Source organism: Chlorogloeopsis sp. ULAP01 (genome assembly GCF_030381805.1).
In the GTDB taxonomy this organism is placed as follows: Bacteria; Cyanobacteriota; Cyanobacteriia; order Cyanobacteriales; family Nostocaceae; genus Chlorogloeopsis.
Genome location: NZ_JAUDRH010000002.1, coordinates 204,975 through 225,631, shown reverse-complemented (window position 1 = coordinate 225,631; position 20,657 = coordinate 204,975). Strand labels below are relative to the sequence as shown.

Below are 20,657 nucleotides of genomic sequence, written 5' to 3'. Positions count from 1 at the left end.
TGCCGCCTATATTTATACCAAATTAAAAAATGATGATGTCAGATATATTTATACAACTCAGATACACTAAAGTGATTCCGGTGATGTGAATGAAAATGGTAAGCAAAAGTCATATTTTAGAAATCGAACACAGATAGGCAATTTCAAATCCAAAATCACGCCACGTGATGCCAGTCGCACTCGACGCGCTGGCTCCTTTATGCCGGAAAACCTGTCCACAGCAGTGGCTCCAAAATCTAAAATGGTATGAGTTCGGCTAATTGACATTAACAAGTGTATAAACTTACATCTGTTGCGTCTCTACAAATCTTGAAATTGATTTCCAAGCTATTAAGTTATATATGAACAACCAATTATATTGTGATACAAAAGTTCTTAAGTAACATTACTATTGGTCTTTGCGTAGTTCCCTTGGTAGTACTGGTACCAATACTATCATTTGAGCCGAGAGAACTCAGTCCGCCAGAATGTAGAGTACAAAAGTGGCAATTACCTGTTTCCTTGTCAACCCAAAATCAGACAGCACCACCGCCACTGCTACCCCTACAACACTCGCCGTTTCTTTGTTGTGAAGGTGATACATCTTGCTTGGATCGACAGATTTGGGGCGAAAATAGTCAACCTTCAGATAAAAAGGCACTTATAGCAGCAATTGATCGCAGTTTGCAGTACTTACAAACCAACAGGGCTGAAGCTGCCTATCAAAGGTATCAAATAGCTGAAATTGGGCGTTCACACGTTATCAAAAGTTTAAAACGATTCCGCCAACTGTTACTAAAATCTCATTCTGCTGCCGAATTGAATGCAGCGATCGCACGGGAGTTTGATTTTTATCAGTCTGTTGGCAGCGATGTGAAAGGAACGGTTTTGTTTACCGCCTACTTTGAACCGCTCTATCATGCCAGTCGCATTCCCACAGCCGAGTATCGCTATCCCGTTTACCGTTTGCCTGCCGATTTAAACTCTTGGCAAAAGCCACATCCCATACGCTTGGAGTTAGAGGGAGCAGATGGTTTGCAAGGCTCAAAAGGCAAACTGCGGGGATTGGAGTTATTTTGGTTCCGCGATCGCCTAGAACCGTATATCATTCAAATTCAAGGTTCGGCAAGGCTTCAGTTACCCGACGGCACCCAGACAACAATAGGCTATGCCGGCAATACCGCTTACAACTACAAAAGCATTGGACGCGAATTAGCAAATGATGGCAAACTACCCTTAGAAGGACTGACAATGCCAAAAATCTTGGACTACTTTCAAAAGTACCCCCAAGAGTTAGATGTTTACATCCCACGTGATCCCAGCTTTGTATTTTTTCAAGAAAAATATGGTGCGCCAGCCCAAGGTTCCATCAATGTGCCGCTCACAGCAGAACGTTCCATTGCCACAGATAAATCCTTAATGCCTGCTGGTGCTTTAGCCATCATTCGCGCTCCTTTCCCCTTTGTTGATAGTAACGGCAAAACAGAACACCGGATCGTTAGTCGTTATGTTCTCGATCAAGATACAGGAGGTGCAATTAAAGGCGCGGGAAGGGTAGACTACTTTTTAGGTACTGGTAAACAAGCAGGCGAGCGCGCTGGTGTGACTGTTAGCTACGGACAACTATATTATTTGCTGCTAAAGCCTGCATCATAATTTGTAGATAAAAATTTAAAAGCTTTGTAAAATAAACTTTTTAGCCATGTAATAAGGTTAGTCTTATTTGCAAATTTTAGAGTGAGGATGTGGTGTAAAGGTGAGTAAATTTGAGTATTGTGCTCATAAATTCCAGTTTTCTATTAAATTTTGAAAAAATATGCCAGCCAATCGCAGCATTTATGAAGTAGCCATCATCGGTGGTGGAATCTCTGGAACTGCATTACTGTACAGCTTAAGCAATTACACCAACGTCAAGCGAATTGTTTTAATTGAAAAAAATCCAGAAGTAGCTTTGGGAAATTCTCATAAAACGAGCAATAGCCAAACTCTTCATTTTGGAGATATAGAGACTAACTATACTTTAGAAAAAGCTCAAAAAGTTAAACGAGCCGCTAATTTAGTCAAAAATTATCTTTTGAAAAATGACCCCCAGCAAGAAACCTACAGCCGATATCACAAAATGGTTCTTGCCATAGGGAAAGAACAAGTTCAAGAACTGCAAAATAGGTACCAAGAATTTAAATCTTTATTTCCTCAATTAAAATTGCTACCTAAAGATGAAATAGAATTTCTTGAACCTAAGGTAGTGAAAGATAGAGATGCTGAAGAAGAGATTATAGCTCTATTTAGTGAAGAAGGTTACACAATAGATTTTCAAAAGTTAGCTCAATCTTTTCTCCACAAGTCAATTAATAACTCTCAAACAACAATTGATTTAATGATGGAGACAAAAGTAAAAAGTCTGAAAAAAGAAGGAGAAATGTACTACATTCAAACTGATCAAGAAGAGATTACTGCTAGAGTTGTTGTTTTTATGACTGGAGCGTATAGTTTATTATTTGCGAAATCTTTAGGCTATGGGAAAGATTATGCACTTCTAAACGTAGCTGGAAGTTTTTATTTGGCACCTGGTGTTTTAAACGGTAAAGTCTATACAGTACAACTAAAAGAAATTCCTTTTGCAGCTATTCATGGAGATGCAGAGGTTCACGATCAAAGCAAAACTAGATTTGGCCCTACTGCCAAAGTTACTCCTGTTTTAGAGCCGTATAAATATACAACTATTTTTGATTATTTAAAAACGGCTGGAATTAGTATAAATGCTTTAATGAGCTTTTTGAGAATTCTTTCTGAAAAAGCAATATTTAAATATATCGTCAAAAATTATCTTTATGACATTCCCATTCTTGGTAGAAGACTCTTTTTAAAAGAAGTTCAAAGAATTATTCCTTCATTACAAATAGATGACATTCAAATTGCTAAAGGATATGGAGGAATCAGACCTCAAATTGTTAATCTTAATACCAAACGTCTTGAGCTTGGTGAAGCCAAAATTATTGGAGACAATATATTGTTTAACATTACGCCTTCTCCAGGAGCTTCAACCTGTTTGCAGAATGCTGAATATGATACTGAAAGAATAATTTCTTTTTTAGGCAAAGAATATAGATTTGATAAGCAGCAATTCCTAACAGATTTAGGGGATGAGTAAGTTTTCTGTAAGGTGGGGATTGTCCATCAAAGCCCATATGGTAAACATTTGAGATATTAGTGAGCAATGCTCACCCTACGATTTGTGGTTTAATCTTTTGAAAAGCGAGTAGTGGCGTGACATGACGAAAATGATGCGAGAGAAAAGGCTCGTAGTAGCGCTTGGGCGCAAAATATGACTACGAATCGAATGCACAAATTTAGCCTTAACACGCCAGTGCTTACGCCCTGCTTAAACGCACCACCAGATTGCGGTGCGTTACGGCTAGTTCTCACTTTCTCAAACTCTCAAATCCTTACATAGCCTTAACACACCCTACGAAATATTACTATGATAAAGATAAATAAACGCTTTACTAAACTTAATAATGACTATAACTACCCAACAGCAACCAACACAAAACACGTTTGAAAAACTATTTTGGACTTGGCAGGGTTACAAAATTCAGTACACCGTCATGGGTACTGGTAAACCTCTAATATTAGTTCATGGATTTGGCGCTTGCATAGGACACTGGCGAAAAAATATTCCTGTTCTAGCAGATGCTGGTTATCGTGTATTCGCCCTTGACCTTTTAGGCTTCGGTGGTTCCGATAAAGCCCCTATTAATTACACTACAGAAGTATGGGTAGAACTGCTCAAAGATTTCTGTTCGGCACATCTTCACGAACCTGCTGTATTTATCGGTAATTCTATTGGCGCACTTTTGAGCTTGATGGTAGTGGCGCAACATCCAGAAATTTCCGCAGGTGCTGTGTTGATTAATCCTGCGGGAGGGTTGAGCCATCGTCCCCATGAGTTAAATCCGCCACTGAGAATTGTCATGGCAGCCTTTAATAAATTGGTTGGACATCCAATTACCGGTACTTTTGTATTTAACCGTGTTCGCCAAAAGCACCAAATTCGCCGTACCCTCTACCAGGTTTATCGCAACCGCGAAGCCGTAACAGATGAATTGGTAGATATGCTTTATACTCCCTCTTGCGATCCGGGAGCACAAAAAGTTTTCGCTTCTATTTTAACAGCACCTCCCGGCCCTACTCCTGCTGAAATATTGCCCAAAGTTCAGTGTCCTCTCTTAGTACTTTGGGGTGCTGATGATCCTTGGACACCAATGACAGGGGCAAATATTTACGTAGAAGCCCAAAAAGGGCCTTTCCAGGGAGAACAAGCACAGGAAAATGGTAAAGATATTAAAATTGTTCCCATTCCTAATGCTGGGCATTGTCCCCATGATGAAGTGCCAGATGTAGTCAACTCTCGGATCGTGGAGTGGTTGGCAAGTTTATAAGCTGATGATGGGTAATGATCGCGTTCTACCCATCCGACAAATCTTGCTCTTCTCTAGAATTTTCCTCATACACGTTAAGCTTGATTAAGGTAGCAAATTGTTGCACTTGCTAGAGGAATTTCTTCGTTCCTGCTAATTTTTAATTTTCGCTGCTTGAGAAAACCGAAATGCTAGACCGAATTTTTGATTACCTTCACTTCCATTTCAGCATTGAGGCTCCTATTGTTTTGCTTGTCTTGATATTTTTGGAGGCAGTGCTATCTGCTGACAATGCGATCGCCTTAGCTGCGATCGCTCAAGGATTAGAAAACAAAAAACTTGAACAGCAAGCGCTCAATTTGGGTCTAGTTGTTGCTTATATTTTAAGAATCACCTTACTGCTGACTGCGACTTGGGTGCAACAGTTCTGGCAATTTGAGTTACTAGGTGCAGCTTATCTACTGTGGTTGGTATTTCAACACTTTACCTCAGCAGAAGACGAAGAACATCACCATCACGGCCCTCGTTTTACAAGTTTATTACAAGTCATACCTGTAATTGCTCTGACGGATTTGGCATTTTCTTTGGATAGCGTTACCACAGCGATCGCCGTTTCTAAAGAAACTTGGCTAGTGCTAACTGGCACTACGATTGGTATTGTCACCCTGCGCTTTATGGCGGGTTTATTTATTCGTTGGTTGGATGAATTTAAGAATTTAGAAGATGCAGGCTATATCACTGTCGCTTTGGTAGGGTTACGCCTGCTGATCCGGGTAGTAAACGAAGATTTAGTACCACCACAATGGATCATGATTAGCGCGATCACCCTGATTTTAAGCTGGGGATTTTCTAAGCGCAATCTTCCAGAACCATTGCCGGAAGTATCAGCACCAGAAAAAAGTGAAGTTAATGTAGAGGGACTAGGGACTAGGGACTAGGTTGGGGATTAGGTACTGGGTACTAGGGACGCTTGAAGAGTACAAGGAGTTGAGGGAGGTGAGGAGTTGAGGGAGTGTAAGAATAAATTCTCCCCCATCTCCCTCATCTGTCCCTCACCCAGTCCCCAGTCACCAATCCCCAATCCCTAATTCACTCGTGCAGCCAAGGCAGCAAATGGGGTTGCCAATTGACTAATTCTTCATCTTTAAACCACAAAGAAATTTCTCGTTGAGCGGTTTCGATCGCATCGGAGCCGTGAATAATATTACGACCGATATTAACGCCAAAATCACCCCGGATTGTTCCTGGTTCTGCCGTTAAGGGATTTGTCGCACCAATTAACTTTCTTGCCGCAGCAACAACACCTTCACCTTCCCACACCATCGCTACTACCGGGCCAGAAGTGATAAACTCAACTAACCCCGAAAAAAATGGTTTTTCCCGGTGAACATCATAGTGCGCTTCAGCTAATTCCCGGCTCACTTTCAAAAATTTTAAGCCAACTAGGGTAAAGCCTTTACTTTCAAAGCGACGGATAATTTCACCAGCCAATTTACGTTGTACGCCGTCAGGTTTAATTGCAATAAATGTGCGTTCCAAAGCTATCTCCTCAAAGCAGATAAATATTTTTTATGCCTTTAGTTAAAAGTCAAAAGTCCCTGATATAGTTTTTGCCTATATAAGTACGGGCGGGTTTAGAAGATAAATGATCGGTTTGAGCCGAAAAATAATCAGCAAAACCAGCACGGCAGTCGCTACAACGGAGCGGAGCCTCCAAGGGCGCGCTGCCTCCCCTACTAACTGATGACTAATGACCAATGACTAATGACCAATCACAGAATATCTCACAAATCACCTCCAAAGTGTATGTGCGTTCAAACATGAATGCGTTAAATTGTAAATTCGTGGGTGAAACATAAAGGTCAAGAAGAAATGCGTCTTGAGTCAACTGCTGCATCAGATGAGGCGGTGAAACCGCCTTCCAATAATGGTAAAAAAGGTGAACTGAAACATCACAAGCAAAAAAAATTGCTACCACCTGCTACCACACACGATGGCTCACGCCTTTGGAAAATTGAGGATAGTGAAGCTCTATACCGAATTGAAGGTTGGGGGCAACCTTATTTTTCCATTAACGCCGCCGGTCACATTACTGTTTCTCCCAAGGGCGATCGCGGCGGTTCTCTTGATTTGTTTGAATTAGTTAATGCTCTCAAACAGCGTAATCTGGGTTTGCCTTTGTTAATCCGTTTTTCGGATATTTTAGAAGACAGGATCGAGCGGTTGAATGCTTGTTTTGCTAAAGCGATCGCTCGCTATAATTATCCTGGGGTTTACCGTGGCGTATTTCCGGTTAAATGCAATCAGCAGCGCCATTTGGTATCAGATTTAGTCCGCTTTGGCAAACCTCATCAATTTGGTTTAGAAGCAGGTTCCAAGCCAGAATTAATGATTGCTCTGGCAATGTTGGATACACCAGGAGCTTTGCTTGTCTGCAACGGCTACAAAGACCAAGAATACATTGAAACGGCAATGCTGGCACAACGACTAGGACAGACACCAATTATCGTCCTAGAGCAAATTGAAGAAGTGGATTTGGTGATTGAAGTCAGTCAGCAGCTAGGAATTCAACCGATTGTCGGAGTGAGAGCAAAACTCAGTACTCAAGGTATGGGACGCTGGGGAACTTCGAGCGGCGATCGCGCTAAATTTGGTTTAACAATTCCAGAAATTATCCAAGCAGTGGATAAGTTACGTGCGGCAAGCTTGTTAAATTCTTTACAGCTATTGCACTTTCATGTTGGCTCGCAAATTTCTGCCATTAATGTAATCAAAGATGCAATTCAAGAAGCCAGCCGTATTTATGTAGAATTAGCGGCATTAGGCGCTAACATGAAATATCTTGATGTTGGTGGTGGATTGGGCGTAGATTACGACGGTTCGCAAACTAACTTCTACGCCTCGAAAAACTACAATATGCAGAATTATGCCAACGACATAGTAGCAGAGTTAAAAGATACTTGTGCTGAACGTAATATCCCCGTACCAACACTGATTAGCGAAAGTGGACGAGCGATCGCTTCCCACCAGTCGGTATTGATTTTTGATGTTCTCAGTACCAGCGAAGTTTTGACTGAAGCGCCCGAACCTCCTAAAGAAGGAGAGTCGCACATCATCAGTTATCTTTGGGAAACTTATCAATCAATTCACGAAGATAATTATCAAGAGTTTTACCACGACGCTACCCAATTTAAAGAAGAAGCGATCAGCCGCTTCAATTTGGGAATTCTCAGTCTCACAGAGCGTGCCAAAGCCGAACGTTTGTATTGGGCTTGTTGTCAAAAAATCCTAAGTATTACCAGACGGCATGAGTACGTACCCGATGAACTGGAAGACTTAGAAAAAATAATGGCTTCCATTTACTACATCAATATGTCTGTATTTCAGTCAGCACCTGATTGCTGGGCTATTGATCAATTATTTCCGATCATGCCGATTCACCGTTTGGATCAAGAACCAACACGACGGGGAATTTTGGCGGATCTTACCTGCGACAGCGACGGTAAAATTGACCGCTTTATTGACTTACGAGATGTAAAGTCAGTTTTAGAACTCCACCCCTTTGAGCCAGGAGAACCTTACTATTTGGGAATGTTCCTGAGTGGAGCGTATCAGGAAATCATGGGGAATTTACATAACCTGTTTGGTGATACTAACGCCGTTCACATTCAATTAACACCCAAAGGCTACCAAATTCAACATGTAGTCAAGGGTGATACTATGAGTGAAGTAGTAGGCTACGTGCAGTATGACTCCGAGGATATGGTGGAAAATATCCGCCAACGCTGCGAGCAAGCTTTAGAAGAAAATCGGATTACCCTAGCAGAATCACAGCGACTACTGCAAACCTATGAACAAAGTTTGAGAAGGTATACATATTTGGCATCTTAGGGACTGGAGACTGGGTACTGGTGATAGGGGATTGGGGATCGGGAAGAGGACACAGTGAATCGTCAATCACGTTCTTGCCCCTTGTCTCCCTTGTCCCATTGTCCCCTATTTAATCCCTAGTCCCTAGTACCGAGTCCCTAGTCCCTAATTTGCGTTTGTTCCCAACAATTCAGCGATCGCTTGCCGTTCTAGTGGGGTTTGAGACGTCGGTGTTTGTCTAGCATCGGTAATCAACCAGTCTAGGGCTGCGGCTTGGACATCTATCGTTGCCCCAGTCTTATCTACGCAGTATCTTCCAAACACCAACTTATCAACCAGCCGCGCTCCTGGCCCTAAACGCGACCACTCAAAAATTACACTGTTTTCTACCGTTGCGCCACTGCATATCCAGCAATTTGGGCCGATCATTGTGGGGCCGACAATTTTAGCTCCATCTTCAATTTTGGTCATCCCACCAATGTAGACTGGACCAGTAATATCTACTTTGTCCCAATTCACTGCTACATTTAAGCCAGTATAAATACCGGGAGCAACTTGCTGACCGGGAATTTGTACATTTTTAATTTCTCCCGATAGCACACCACGAATTGCCCGCCAGTAGTCTGGAACTTTACCAATATCCACCCATTCAAAGTCCATTGGAATGGCATAGAACGGTGCACCTAATTCCACTAGTTTGGGGAATAATTGGCTACCAATATCATACTCACCACCTGAGGGAATATAATTCAACACCTCTGGTTCAAAAATATAGATACCTGTGTTGATATTGGTACTTAGGGCTTCGTCTACCTTGGGTTTTTCTTGGAAAGCTTTAACGCGATTGTCTTCGTCGGTGACAACTACACCGTAGCTAGAAACTTCTTCCTGAGGAACGGATTTCATGATAATGGTGGCAATCGAACCCTTAGATTTATGCCACTTAACAGCTGCCGTCAAATCTAGATCAATTAAAGCATCTCCGCACAACACGACAAAAGTGTCATCAAAAAATGGGTAAAAGTCCTGAATTTTTTTCATACCGCCAGCAGAACCAAGGGCTTCTCCCACCAGCGTACCTTCAACAATTCGTCCTTCAAAAGAATAAGCAATCTGGACGCCAAACCGTTGCCCATCACGGAAATAGCTTTCAATTTCTTCTGCCAAATGGCTAACATTGACCATAATTTGGTCAAACCCATGTTGGCGTAACAGTTCTAGTAGAAATTCCATCACTGGCTTTTGCAGGATGGGCATCATCGGTTTGGGCATGGTGTACGTAATAGGACGAACACGAGTTCCCTTACCCGCAGCCAGAATCATCGCCTTCATAAATCTTTATTCCTCAACCACAAGCCAGTTAACTTTCATGGAGTGATACTTCATAATCTGTTTATTTTATGCGCTGAGTCATCCTGACAAGGACTGAATTAGGGGAATTAATGAAGATGGTATTAGCATAGGCATAGGTTAATGATATGCGATCGCCAAATGATTGCTCATCTGTTCAATGTACTTAAATTTTGGGGTTGTTTGAAACACTAGCTGAAACATTAATTGTATAAATCATATGTAGTTTTGAGCTAGATGCCTACGAGTGATCTTCGTCACTCCTACTTTGGAGGCTCGTGTCCACAACGCTATTGATGAAAACCTCTCCTCCCTAGTTCCTAGCCAAAGCGCCCGTATTTAATTCCTTGATGGCTCTAAGCTTTTCTCGGCACTTTGTGTATTTGTGAGCAACCGAATTTTAATATTCTGGTAAAACTCCTCTTGAAAAAGCTCCACCTTAGATTGAGCCGAAAGCAATAACAACGCCCAAAAAACACCTACTAAATGACTGTTTGGTGAGTCGTGAGCAGAGCCATTATGTTGTGATTGCTTTGTCTGAGTCCACAACTGTACCAGTTGTTCCAAATCCAACCAATTTTGTTCTAGGCACAGTTGTGTTGACCAACTATACAATACTTGTTCTAATTCTCCAGCTACTTCTGTGAGGTTTTCCTGGTGAGCCAACTCCAGTGCCGCCCGCATAGATTGCAAACCGGGTTGACGCCGGGGGCGAGGTGGTTTGTTGACTTTTTCTACCAGTTTTAACTGTTCTGCCATTAACTGCAATTGCTCGATTAACTCTTGCAGAGTCACGCGACGCTTTGGCGGAGGCATAGCTGCCGGGCGACGACGTAAATGCCGTTCTAATGGCAATCGATGATTTGGAGATAAAACTGCATCCTCTGGGTCTAATAAAATATTATCTACAAGAGTTTCCTGCTCTTGTGCTGACTGCAATTGCATTAAAGTGTTGGCTTTAAATAACACCAGCATTGATGCTGAAAGAATTGCTTGTCCAGATTGAGATAAGTCGGCTTCATAGGTTCTATGAGTAGCCTCCGATGCCATTAATTCTATATAACGGTCGATTACCTCAATCACTTGGACATCCCAAGGATCTATTTCCCCGGCTTGTGCCTGATTTATGAGATTCTCAATTGTTGCCAGTAGCTCGGAAGCATCCATCAACAAATACTAGGGTTAGTAGTTAGTAGGTAGTAGTTAGTAGGGGAGGCAGCCGCATGAAGAGCCAGTGCGGTGGTGAACCAGCACTCTTGGCGGGTTTCCAACGGACAGTTCCTACAACGGGGGAGACCCTCCGAAGTCGCCCCAACGGGGGCTTTGGGGCCCCCACGGAGTGGGGTTGGGGGGAAACCCCCGCACGGCGTTTTCTGGGCAACGGACTGTCCTCCTCCGCAGGCGACTGCTGAAAGGGTTATACAGATATTTCATTCTAATAGAGAGATTGCTGATTAAAACCCGCCCGTACAGTAATTAGTAGGAGAGGTTCTTTGAGGATTTTTTGTTTAATCAACAATTTATCTTTTAAAACCGCTCGTACAGTAGTTAGTAGAGTTAGTAGTTATAGACAACCGTATAGTAGTTACTAGTTTATTGTTACCACTATCCAGCAACCTCTCTTGGTATTGTTAATAAAGTCAGAGTTAAGCAAAAGATAAAAATTATTACAAAGCTTATTTGTCTCATTGGATACTAGTTAGTAAGTAGTAAGTTCTGCTTAATGATTTCCTAGAAATCACAAATTCTCATCTTTGGAATTGTAATTTTTGATTCCATGAGTCTCTAATTCAAAACATTTGGAGATATGCGGGTATTGCGAGTTTACAAACAAATGTTATTGGAGAGAGTATAAAAAATCAAGTGTAATATGATATTTACGTGTACAAATAAATGTATCTAAAAATACTTTTATCTGTTTTGTAGTAACATTTACAAGGAATAGGATAGGGACTCGATACTAGGGACTAGGGATTAGGAAGAGGAACAGATGAGGCAGATAGAAGAATTTACTTTTATTACTTCCTCACCTTCCTCACCTCCCTCAACTTCTTGTCCCCGCGTTCGGTGTGTCCTCTTCCCAATCCCCAATTCCCGATCACGCCAGCCCGCTCAACGGGGGGAACCCCCGCACGCGGCTGGCTCCCCAATCCCCTTTACTCAAGAGGCAACTCTGGTTCAATAGTAATTTCTGATACAGGATTTTTGGGCTTGAAGTTTTTCAGAGCATCAAATGTGCCTTTGATTGTGCCAGCAATCGGTACAGCAACGAGCGTTCCCAATAAACCAGCAATTTCAAATCCCATTAAAATCGCAACAAAAATCCAAATCGGATTCAGTCCAATAAAATTTCCTAGTAACTTGGGGCCTAGCAGGTTATCTTTAATTTGTTGCATAAAAATTGCCGCCACTGCGACTTGAACTGCTAACCACCAACTTTGCAGCAGCAGCAAAATCGTGACGCTGCCAATGCCAAGAGTTGCTCCCACGAAAGGAATGAGTTCACAAATGCCGATCCAGATAGCAAACACAAGTGCAAAGGGAACTTTTAAAATCAAAAAAATGGGAGTAAGACTCACCACCATAAATAGTCCCAATAACAATTGGGAAAGGAAAAAGTTCTGAAAATTTAACCGTAAGGAAGTGGTGAGAGGTATACGAATACGGGGTGGTAAGAGCTTTACCAAACCAAACCAAACACGATCGCCATACAACAGCATATAAAATGCCAGTACGACTACTAACACCACGTTAATTATTCCTGATAGCAATGTTCCGGCAAATCCGACAGCAGTTGAAGCTAATTGCTGTACCAGATTCTGAATATTGGCATTGATTTGATTACTAACTACAGTAAAATCTAAAGGCAAACGTCGTTTCTTAGCCAAAGCTTCTATGTAGTCTAAGTTATCCTGACTAGTCGCAAGCCAATCCGGAATTTTGTTTAATAATTGGATAGTTTGGTCAATAACTATCGGTACGAGCGTGACGCCTAAGACTACTACTAGTGTTAAAGTCAGCATTAATACAACAATAACTGCCTGTGTGCGAGAAATACGAGCTTTCTCAAAGAGCTTAACTGGATAGTTCAATAAAAATGCGAGAATTGCCGCAATACTAAGAATAGTAATTGGATGCTGGAAATAGCGAAAAAAAACAGACAGCAACCAGATGTTGAGCGCAATGATTGGGCCGCTCAAACCATAGATTAGCAGATTCTGAAGAGAGGCCCAACGGCGCATTTGAGGCAATATCTTTGAAAAACTCCTTGGCTATTGTGAGTAAAAACTAGTTAATGCTGATTATCATCATAGATATTTTAGTCATTAGTCATTGGTAGGGGCGGGTTTTATGGATGATATTTCGCTAAAATCGACAATTTATCTTTTAAACCCATCCGTACTTTCAGGCGTGTTTACTTTTCGTAACATAGGTATGATTATTTCCACTCACCTATTTAGTCAAAAGGAAGCACAGGGCAATGGAAAAAACTTTAGCCGACCTTCGCAAAGATTATACATTGCAGGGCTTGAGCGAAAATGATATTGATCCAAATCCTTTTATACAATTTCAAAAATGGTTTGACCAGGCATTAGCTGCCCAGTTGCCAGAACCAAACGCGATGACTGTTGCTACTGCTACACCAGATGGCAAACCCTCCGCAAGAATGGTGCTGCTAAAAGATTTTGATGAACGGGGTTTTGTTTTCTTTACCAACTACAACAGTCAAAAAGGACAAGAGTTAGCCGAAAACCCTCAAGCTGCTTTAGTTTTTTGGTGGGCAGAACTAGAACGGCAAATTCGTATTGCTGGGTATGTAGAAAAAGCTTCTGAACAAGAGTCAGATGAGTATTTTCAAAGTCGTCCTTTCAATAGTCGCCTCGGTGCTTGGGCATCTCATCAAAGCCAAGTAATAGCAAGCCGAGAAGAATTAGAGGGGCGTTTGCAAGCACTGCAAGCAAAATATGAAAATCAAGATATACCCCGCCCTGCTTACTGGGGAGGTTTGCGTGTGATCCCAACAGAAATTGAGTTTTGGCAAGGACGCCCCAGCCGCCTGCACGATCGCTTGCTGTATACTCGTCTTGATGATGACAGTTGGAAAATAGAGCGTTTGTCACCCTAAAACAGAAAGACTTCTGCCTACATTAACCCTATCTCATGTAAACCCTGGCGTAGCCGTTTTGCTTCTTCAGGGTTGTGTTTTTCATGCAGGGCGATCGCTTGGCGAAAAGCATTCAAACTGCCTTGTACATTGCCAACTTTCAGCAACACGACTCCCAAGTTTTGATAAGCATCTGCATTTTTAGGATTTAAAACAATTGCTTTTTGATAAGATGCGATCGCCTCTGTAAATAAACCCATTGCTTTGAGAGTCATTCCCAAATTGTAATGCCCTGTAGCAAAACTAGCATCTATCTGCAAAGCCGTTTCATAAGCTGTTTTCGCACCTTTGAAATCTCCAGTTGCTTTTAATAAATTACCCAAATTATTGTAGGCTCCCAGTTTTAGCATGGGATAAATAGGTAATTTAATTGCAGCTTGATAGTAGATAATAGCCTGTTTGAAATTTTGCAAACGGCTGCAAGCAATGCCCAAATGATAGTAAAGTTCGTATAAAATGTCGTAATTATCTCCGGCAATTTTAACTCCCTTTGCCAGTAAATCTACACCTTCAGCTATTTTTTCCGTCTCTACGTACAAAGCACCCAACTTACTGCACACATAAGGATCGTGGGGATGGGTATCAAGAAACTCTTCCATCGCCTTTTGGGCTTTAATATGTTTGTTGCTTTGGGTAATCGCACTTTTTTGATAACCAGAATGTAGAATTGCCACACCTTGCAAATAACCAATTTGCCAGTGAGGTTCTTGGCGTAAAATCTCGGTGACACTATCATCCACCAAAGCGTGGTAAGGACGAGAAAAGCGAATTCGGGGATGGTTACGAAATAGGCGAGAAACTAAAGAATAGGGAGATTGTACAGCACCCACCTCTTGACGAAGGAGGTTAATGAGTAGGTATTCCTCACTGTGTATCACCTCTCGCAACTGTGGCACAATTTTCTGCGTCAGGCTTTCATCCGCGTCTAATACTAAGATCCAATCACCTGTAACATATTTTAAAGCCGCATTTCTAGCAGCACTGAAGTCATTGCACCATTGAAAGTGATGTACTTTGGCACCAAATTTCTGAGCAATCTGGGGAGTGCGATCGCTTGAACCTGTATCTAGAATTACCATTTCGTCTACCACATTTTTGACGCTGCCCAGGCATTTGGGTAGTACTCGTTCTTCATCTTTAACAATCATGCACAGGCTCAGTTTCATATATCCAGACTTACTGCAAATAAGAGGGCGATCGCACTATGGATGCTAATTCTGATTTATAGCACTGTCTGGATTGGATAGGATGGGAAGCAAATCTAAGAAATTACTCGACTGACTGAGGAGATGCGATCGCACGACTACAGCAAAAATCAGCCTTGCGATCGCGTAGTGTGTGCAAAGCACCCTTGCTTACTAGATTGAGGTAAATGCGATCACTCCTTAATATAATCTTTTTTACTTCAAATACTAGTAATTTTTCTGAGAATAGCTATATATTATGTATTAATTATGACTATTCCCTTTAGGTCTTCTGAAAAAAGGGCTTGGATTGTAGCGATCGCGACGTGCTTTTTCAAAGGATCACAGACAACTTTATTTTTTCAGTCTAACTATCTTCTCCGTCTCCCATAGCCGATGAAAAATCAAAAAAATAAATATAGTCACCTCACAGCCATAGAAAGAATTTCCCTATCATTACCAGCACAGTTTTTATTAGCAAAAAATCTGCTTGAAGGTAAAATATTAGACTTTGGTTGTGGCTTGGGCAATGATGTTAAATTATTACAACAAAAAGGATTTGATATTACAGGTTACGATCCGTATCATTTTCCTCAATATCCTAAAGAAAAATTTGATACTATTATTTGCTTATACGTTTTAAATGTTTTATTCTCTGAAGAGCAAGCAAATGTTCTTATGGAAGTATCACATCTATTGAAACCAGGTGGTAAAGCCTATTATGCAGTGAGAAGAGATATAAAAAAAGAAGGATTTCGAGAACATTATATTTACAAAAAACCTACATATCAGTGTATTGTAAAGCTACCTTTTAAATCAATATACTTAGATGAATTTTACGAAATTTACGAGTACAGACACTATAATCTACAGAATAATTCTTCCCATAATTGCCTATTTTGTAACCCTCATAAAAATCTAACTATACTAGCCGAGTCAGCAACTGTCTATGCTATTTTTGATGGTTATCCTGTAAGCAAAGGTCATGTTTTAGTTATTCCAAAACGTCACATCAGTAATTATTTTGAACTACCTTCAAAAGAGCAATCTGCTTGTTGGCTTATGGTTAATAAAGTGCAAACCATTCTCAGTCAAGAATTTAAACCAGACGGTTTCAACGTGGGTATGAATGTCAATCGAGATGCTGGGCAAAATATGATGCACGCCAGTATTCATATTATCCCTCGTTACAAAAGTGATACTGTTGGTGCTAGAGGCGGAATAAGATATGTGATTCCAAAAAGTTAGTCATTAGTCATGATTAAAAGGGAATAGGGAAATGTTTATTACTCTCTGTGTCTTTGCGTCCCTGCCTCCCCTACAGGCGCTATCCCTACTTTAGAATCTGTCAGCTTTACGGAATCACTCACAATGAGCGTGGAGTCATACAAAGCCAAGTCACAATAAACCCAAAGCTAAAATTTAGCAACTAAATTGGTACATTGAGAATACTTGGGATAAATTCAACTTCCCTTAACTCAAACGTCTACCAAATCCTGGCTACAGCCACAATGCCGTGATTAAGCGACTTCTACAACAACTCCGTCTCTCATTGGTGAAAGATAAACTTCCTCAGGATGCTGCTGTCAAAAACTGGCTGCAAGCCATCTTTGTTACCAGTGTAGGAGCCACCGTTTTAGTATTCGGAGTTCGTCATTTGAAATGGTTGCAGCCTTGGGAATTAAGTGCTTACGATCAGATTTTGCGACTGCGTCCCCCGGAAGCACCAGATCCCCGTATGTTACTGGTTACTGTCACTGAAGAGGATCTAGGATCAGAAGATTTTTCTGTGCCAGACAATACCATAAACAAATTGTTAGCAAAGTTACAATCTTATCAGCCACGGATAATTGGTTTAAGTATCGACCGTTCCAAGCAGAAAAATTTAGGATCTGGTCTTAAAAATCTGGATAATATTATCACTTACTGCACATTCAGCAGTATGGGTAGTCCAGAGATTCCACCACCACCAAATTTTCCTGTAGATCGGGTAGGTTTTAGTGATGTAATTGCAGATAACGATGGTGTTATTCGTCGCAGTTTGTTATTTGCTGGTTCTAGCGATCGCAAATGTACAACTCAATACTCCTTTGCAGCCCTACTCGCAATTAAATATTTAGAAAAACAAGGCTTAGAATACAATTTCAACAACGCAGAGCATTTTTATATAGGTAAAACCACGTTCCCACCCTTGTTAGAGAATTCAGGTGGTTATGAAAATATAGATGCCAAAGGCTATCAAATCCTGCTAAATTATCGCAATCCCTCTAACTTTGCCCGGCAAGTAACTCTTACTCAAGTTTTACAAGGTCAGATAGACTCTAATTGGATAAAAGACCGTCTTGTAATTATCGGTACTACTGCCCGTAGCGTTCATCCAGGCTTTTATACACCCTACAGTGCCTCACCGCAACATCCGCCCAGAATGCCTGCTGTCTTTATTCATGCGCAGGTAGTAAGCGAGATGATCAGTACAGTGCTAGATGGGCGTCATCTCATTTGGTATTTGCCTAACTGGGTGGAAGCCGTATGGATATGGGGCTGGGCAATTACAGGTGGCTTTTTAGCTTGGCAATTGCGATATCCCTTGCGCTTGGGTTTGGCTGGTGGAATTTCTTTGGCTAGCTTGGTGGGAATCTGCTACTTGTTCTTTCTGCAAGGAGGCTGGATACCAATTATACCACCTGCCCTAACTTTGCTTCTAAGTGGAGTTAGTGTTATGGCTTACACTACCTACCAAACTCAGCAGCAAACTAAGGTAATTATCCTACAAGTTGAAAAGCAAAAAGAAGCTATTGAACAATTAAATACACTGCTAAAAGAAACTACTATAACCATTCAAGATAAACACATTCATTCTTCAGACACACTCGATCAAGCAGAAAAAGTAACTGGTGATTTTATTTTGGGCGGACGCTATCAAATTGCGAAAGTACTTGCTTCTGGTGGATTTGGCTGCACTTACATAGCAAAAGATATCCAGCGTCCAGGCAGTCCAATTTGTGTAGTAAAACAACTCATGCCAGCCCGTAGGGATACAAAATTTATGCAAGTTGCCAGAAGATTATTTGATGCAGAAGCAGAAATTTTGGAAGTTTTAGGTAGAAATCGCCAAATTCCTGAATTACTAGCATATTTTGAAGAAAATAATGAATTTTACTTAGTACAAGAATATATTTCTGGACATCCTCTCAGTGAAGAAATCTCACTAAGTCAGGATGTGAAAAATGAATCGTATGTAGTTGAAATGTTAGGAGGAATTTTAGAAGTTCTGACATTTGTCCATGAACATCGTGTTATTCATCGAGATATCAAACCAAGTAATATTATTAGATCCGATATAGATAAGCGCCTAGTATTAATTGACTTTGGTGCAGTTAAAATGATGCAACCTCTAACTATTGATCAAACCGAATTAGCAACAGTCGCTATCGGTACACGAGGTTATGCACCACCAGAACAATTTGCTGGACATCCTCGATTGTGTAGTGATATTTATGCCTTGGGAATGATTGCTATTCAAGCTATTACAGGCATACCACCACACGAACTTCAACCTCATCCCGAAACTGGTACTGTAGAATGGCGTCACCAAGCACAAATTAATGAAACATTAGCAGCAATTTTAGATAAGATGGTGTGCTATCACTTTAGCGATCGCTATCAATCAGCTGGTGAAGTACTGCAAGATTTAAAAAAATTTACTGGATAAGTTATTTCTCAATTGTCTCCTGTGCTGGGTATAGCCCCGTTAACCTAAAGGCGATCGCATAGTTCATATTTAAAGTAATGCTTGTTTTTTATCGCAATTACAATCTGCGATACTGTCCTATTTGTAACTATGTATTTGTGCAATCATCCCTAATTGGAATAAGGAGTCTTGTTTCAAAATTCTGGAATAACCTATGAATTAATGGTTTTAATCCAAAATTGTTATAAATCCTTCCAAAGAATAAATTATGAAACTTCCAATCAAGGTGTTAACAAATGTAACTGTTGCCGCGTTCATTTTTACAACTGGTTTTGTTACCACCAAAAAAGTATTTGCTTCTTCTATTACCTTTAAAGATGTCAACGCTGCAAAATTAGAATTATTCGACAATTTTGGGAGTTTAGTTGGAATTGGGGGATTTACATATGCGCCATTTTCAGGAAGTTTTGTATCGTTGAGACCAGGTGCTGTTTATGAGAATCCGCAAAACCGAATTCCTCCTCAGTTTGTAACACGGCGCTATACACCACCTGATGACTTTTCTCTGGTGACGAGCCTATCAGTTAATTTGCAGTTGAAAGGCTTTGAATTTACAATCCCTAGTCCTACATCTACGATTTTTGAACTGAATGAAACTGGTCAGAGTATTGTCGGAGGATTTGTCTACTTTTGGAAACCCACAAGTTTTTCAACTTCTCCACCAGGTTCAACAGATGTGCTTTTGAGTGTATCGGGAGGAGATCCTCGCAGTCCCGGCGTGGGAACAGCAAACCGTTGGGACGGATGCTTACCCAGATGTGGGATTGGTCAGAGAGACTTGTTTAATATCAACCCAGATGGAACTTGGGGTTTGTTTGGTTTTCCTGTGAGTGGACATGGCCCCGTTAGCGGTGGCGGTACATGGAAGGCAACTGCGGTACCAGAACCCACAACAATAGCGGGGAGCTTTTTGTTGCTTGCAGGCTTTATCGCATTGAAGCGTAAACAGCACTCAGGAAAATAATTACTATTACTAAATAATGGTGGGGTAGAAAATAGTAGGCACTCAATAGTAAAGATTAATGCTCTGCTCAAAACAGTTGTATCATTTATATCAATTTATACTAGATTGGCACGCAGGAGTCTTGTTTCAAAATTCTGGAATAGCCCATTATATCAATGCTTTGAATCCAAAATCCACCCATTGGTATTAGAATCTTAGCCAGCCAGTGCCGCGCCAGATATAAATAAATAAAACCCCAGCAACTAAAGCTCCAAGATTCCATTTTATAGAACGCTTCAGTAAGCCCAAGCGTCGAGAATATCTAGCTGCCTCTGCTTGCATTATTGTTTTTTTCTCAAAGCTGGCGACAAAGTTTGAAAGCCAAGTTTTTGCTTGTTCTAATTTACGAAAATCTTTAATATCAAACAAGCGTTCTTGAGTATCGATGAGAGTTCCTATTGCTTCTATATCAGCTTTAGTCTCCGCTCTAGCTAATGTATCTTTAATCTGTTGAATCTGGCTCATCTGCTCTTTTACTTGATAATTAATCTGTGTAGCATTTTGTCGGTCGATTCTGATAGTGTTCACAATTCCTAAAGGAATAAGTAATAAAAATAAGATTCCGAGTAGCAAAGCAAACCAAGACAGAAATTTCAATACCGGAATTTCCCATCGATAGCGCCAATATTCATTACCATGAAAAACTAAAACCAGACCAATCAAAGGTACAGGAACGTGTTCCACTAAATTTCCTAAAGTGTTAAATTCCCAAAGAGGATTCATCAGATACAACGGTAGTAATGTCTCAACTAAGTCAAATGATGAAAGTAGTAGAAACCCATAGCCTATCCATCGGGAAAAACTTATAGACTGCAAGAATCTGATGCTAAATTCTTGCAAATTATCTACTTTTTGAGTTAATTTACTATTGCTTTTTTCAGTCATTTTTCTAAAATTGTTGTGTTTTTTTAGATTTTTTAAACTTTTTATTATT

16 protein-coding genes are annotated in these 20,657 nt (G+C 40.8%); 9 read left to right on the top strand and 7 right to left on the bottom strand.

The genetic code is table 11. The annotated features are described in order from the left end of the window. Positions 1–363: 363 nt before the first annotated feature. The 4 genes from mltA (at position 364) to QUB80_RS04595 (ending at position 5,338) form a co-directional block, all read left to right on the top strand. Positions 364–1,635, top strand: a complete 1,272-nt coding sequence (mltA, locus tag QUB80_RS04610) for a murein transglycosylase A (protein WP_289788634.1) — start codon at positions 364–366, stop codon at positions 1,633–1,635. A gap of 160 nt (positions 1,636–1,795) precedes the next feature. Next, positions 1,796–3,130, top strand: coding sequence for an FAD-dependent oxidoreductase (locus QUB80_RS04605; protein WP_289788317.1), 1,335 nt, complete (start codon positions 1,796–1,798; stop codon positions 3,128–3,130). 367 nt (positions 3,131–3,497) lie between these two features. Next, the gene (locus tag QUB80_RS04600) at positions 3,498–4,421 is read left to right on the top strand and encodes an alpha/beta fold hydrolase (RefSeq protein WP_289788316.1); all 924 of its coding nucleotides are present in this window, start codon (positions 3,498–3,500) and stop codon (positions 4,419–4,421) included. Between the two features lie 167 nt (positions 4,422–4,588). Further along, entirely contained in the window at positions 4,589–5,338 is a 750-nt protein-coding gene (locus QUB80_RS04595; protein ID WP_289788315.1) for a TerC family protein, read from the top strand. A 151-nt stretch (positions 5,339–5,489) separates the two neighbouring features. On the opposite strand, the gene ndk is transcribed toward QUB80_RS04595, so the two are convergent. Beyond that, positions 5,490–5,939: a nucleoside-diphosphate kinase gene (gene ndk / locus QUB80_RS04590; RefSeq protein WP_289788314.1), complete on the bottom strand. Its 450-nt coding sequence runs from the start codon at positions 5,937–5,939 to the stop codon at positions 5,490–5,492. A 333-nt stretch (positions 5,940–6,272) separates the two neighbouring features. On the opposite strand from ndk, the gene speA reads away from it, so the two are divergent. After that, positions 6,273–8,291 (top strand): biosynthetic arginine decarboxylase, encoded by a 2,019-nt coding sequence (gene speA, locus QUB80_RS04585; RefSeq protein WP_289788633.1) that lies wholly within the window; start codon positions 6,273–6,275, stop codon positions 8,289–8,291. A gap of 144 nt (positions 8,292–8,435) precedes the next feature. On the opposite strand, the gene QUB80_RS04580 is transcribed toward speA, so the two are convergent. The 3 genes from QUB80_RS04580 to QUB80_RS04570 form a co-directional block, all read right to left on the bottom strand. Further along, positions 8,436–9,602, bottom strand: a complete 1,167-nt coding sequence (locus QUB80_RS04580) for a nucleotidyltransferase family protein (RefSeq protein ID WP_289788313.1) — start codon at positions 9,600–9,602, stop codon at positions 8,436–8,438. A 357-nt stretch (positions 9,603–9,959) separates the two neighbouring features. Further along, positions 9,960–10,787 carry a segregation/condensation protein A gene (locus QUB80_RS04575; protein WP_289788312.1) on the bottom strand — a complete coding sequence of 276 codons (828 nt, stop codon included), beginning with the start codon at positions 10,785–10,787 and terminating at the stop codon, positions 9,960–9,962. 989 nt (positions 10,788–11,776) lie between these two features. Beyond that, on the bottom strand, positions 11,777–12,862 hold the full coding sequence (locus QUB80_RS04570) for an AI-2E family transporter (RefSeq protein WP_289788311.1): 1,086 nt from the start codon (positions 12,860–12,862) through the stop codon (positions 11,777–11,779). A gap of 239 nt (positions 12,863–13,101) precedes the next feature. On the opposite strand from QUB80_RS04570, the gene pdxH reads away from it, so the two are divergent. Beyond that, positions 13,102–13,746: a pyridoxamine 5'-phosphate oxidase gene (gene pdxH / locus QUB80_RS04565; protein ID WP_289788310.1), complete on the top strand. Its 645-nt coding sequence runs from the start codon at positions 13,102–13,104 to the stop codon at positions 13,744–13,746. A gap of 17 nt (positions 13,747–13,763) precedes the next feature. Here the strand turns inward: pdxH and QUB80_RS04560 are convergent, their stop codons facing one another. Further along, entirely contained in the window at positions 13,764–14,951 is a 1,188-nt protein-coding gene (locus QUB80_RS04560) for a tetratricopeptide repeat protein (protein WP_289788309.1), read from the bottom strand. Positions 14,952–14,996: 45 nt separating this feature from the next. Beyond that, positions 14,997–15,134, bottom strand: coding sequence for a hypothetical protein (locus QUB80_RS04555; protein WP_289788308.1), 138 nt, complete (start codon positions 15,132–15,134; stop codon positions 14,997–14,999). A 231-nt stretch (positions 15,135–15,365) separates the two neighbouring features. Here QUB80_RS04555 and QUB80_RS04550 point away from each other — a divergent pair, with 231 nt between their 5' ends. The 3 genes from QUB80_RS04550 (at position 15,366) to QUB80_RS04540 (ending at position 19,684) form a co-directional block, all read left to right on the top strand. After that, positions 15,366–16,217 (top strand): bifunctional class I SAM-dependent methyltransferase/HIT family protein, encoded by an 852-nt coding sequence (locus QUB80_RS04550; RefSeq protein ID WP_289788307.1) that lies wholly within the window; start codon positions 15,366–15,368, stop codon positions 16,215–16,217. Positions 16,218–16,485: 268 nt separating this feature from the next. Further along, on the top strand, positions 16,486–18,681 hold the full coding sequence (locus QUB80_RS04545) for a CHASE2 domain-containing protein (RefSeq protein WP_289788306.1): 2,196 nt from the start codon (positions 16,486–16,488) through the stop codon (positions 18,679–18,681). A 247-nt stretch (positions 18,682–18,928) separates the two neighbouring features. After that, positions 18,929–19,684, top strand: a complete 756-nt coding sequence (locus QUB80_RS04540) for a PEP-CTERM sorting domain-containing protein (RefSeq protein ID WP_289788305.1) — start codon at positions 18,929–18,931, stop codon at positions 19,682–19,684. A gap of 186 nt (positions 19,685–19,870) precedes the next feature. On the opposite strand, the gene hpsJ-A is transcribed toward QUB80_RS04540, so the two are convergent. Further along, on the bottom strand, positions 19,871–20,608 hold the full coding sequence (gene hpsJ-A / locus QUB80_RS04535) for an HpsJ-like protein, cyanoexosortase A-associated (protein WP_289788304.1): 738 nt from the start codon (positions 20,606–20,608) through the stop codon (positions 19,871–19,873). Positions 20,609–20,657: the final 49 nt, after the last annotated feature.